We start from the raw sequence: 1,747 nt of genomic DNA, 5'->3' as shown, positions 1-1,747 counted from the left end.
GGTCGACGCCGATGGAGCACCATTATTTCATCACTGAGGACATTCCCGAGATCGCGGCGCTGGACAGGGAAATCGGCATCGCCGTCGATCTCGACGGCTTTTCGTATCTCAGGCAGGAGCGCAAGGGCGTGCTGCTCGGCGTTTACGAGCAGAACCCGAAGCACTGGAACATGGATGGCGCGCCGTGGGACTACGGCATCGAGCTGATCCCGGAAGACATCGACCGCATCAGCCCCGAACTCGCCAAGGCGCATGAGCGCTTTCCTTGCCTGGCGACGGCTGGCATCCGCAAATGGGTCAACGGCGCCTTCACCTTCACGCCGGATGGCAATCCGATCGTCGGGCCGGTGCGCGGATTGAAGAACTACTGGGTCGCCTGCGGCGTCATGGCCGGTTTCAGCCAGGGCGGGGGCGTTGGCAAGTCGCTGGCCGAATGGATGATTTTCGGCGAACCGCAGGCCGACATCTTCGGCATGGACATCGCTCGCTACGGCGCCTTCGCCGCCAACCGGGAATATCTCAGGCAGACGACGCGCCAGTTCTATTCGCGCCGCTTCGTGATGACCTTTCCCAATGAACGACTGCCCGCCGGCCGGCCGCTGAAACGTCCGGGTGCCTATGACGGCATGAGCGCGGCGGGATGCGAATGGACGGCTTCCTGGGGGCTGGAAATCCCGGCTTATTTCGCGCCGATGGGATTTGCCGAGAACACGACGCTGCGGCGCTCCAACGCCTTCGACATCGTCGGCGACGAGGCGCTGCAGGTGCGGCGCGCCGCCGGTCTCGTCGATATCTCGGCCTATTCGCGCTATGCCGTGGCGGGGCCAGGTGCGGAAGCCTGGCTCGACCGGCTGCTCGCCTGCAGGCTGCCGAAGCCGGGGCGGGCCGGCCTGGCGCCGATGCTCGGCCATGACGGACGGCTGAAGGGCGACCTCACCGTCTTCAACTGGGGCGGCGGCAGCTATTGGCTGATGGGCTCCTACTATCTCCGGGAATTCCACATGCGCTGGTTCGAGAGCCATGCGGCTGAAGGCGTCACCGTCGGCGACCTCTCCGACACGATGAGCGGCTTCCTGCTGACCGGGCCGAACGCGCGCAAAATACTGGAGCGAACGACGCATCAGGATGTGTCCGGCGCAGCGCTGCCGTTCATGGCCTGTGGCACATTCGACATCGGCATGGTGCAGGCACGTGTGGCGCGGCTGTCGATATCAGGCGAGCTCGGCTTCGAAATCAGTTGCCCCGTGACCATGCATGCCACTCTGCGCGACACGCTGCTGGGCGCTGGCGAGGATTTGGGCCTTGCCGAAATCGGCTACTATGCACTCAATGCGCTGCGGCTGGAGAAGAGCTTTGGCATCTGGTCGCGCGAATTCACGCAAGGCTATACGCCGGGCCAGACCGGTCTCGACCGGTTCATCGCTTTCGGCAAGAGCGACTTCATCGGCCGCGAAGCAGCGTCGAAACAGCGGGAGGCCGGCAGCGGCCAATGCCTGGTGACGCTTGAAGTCGACGCGCTCGACGCCGATGCCAGCGGCTTCGAGCCGGTCTGGCATCAGGGCCGGCGCGTCGGCTTCGTCACGTCGGGCGGCTATGGTTATACGGTCGGCAAGAGCCTGGCGCTGGCGCTGGTCGACCGCGATTTCGCAGGCGAGGGCACCGCGCTCTCCGTGCATGTCGTGGGTGAGGAGCGGCCGGCGCATGTCGTCGCGGCCTCGCCCTATGATCCCCTGGGCAAGGCAATGCG

1 protein-coding gene is annotated in these 1,747 nt (G+C 65.2%); it reads left to right on the top strand.

The annotated features are described in order from the left end of the window. Positions 1-1,747, top strand: a 1,747-nt coding sequence (locus EN750_RS32840) for an FAD-dependent oxidoreductase (RefSeq protein ID WP_145968139.1), incomplete at both ends; no start/stop codon positions are given.

The sequence above is a fragment of the Mesorhizobium sp. M7A.F.Ca.ET.027.03.2.1 genome (assembly GCF_003999175.1).
Lineage (GTDB): Bacteria > Pseudomonadota > Alphaproteobacteria > Rhizobiales > Rhizobiaceae > Mesorhizobium.
The sequence above is the reverse complement of the archived record's forward strand: the minus strand, read 5'-3'. Positions and strand labels throughout refer to the sequence as shown.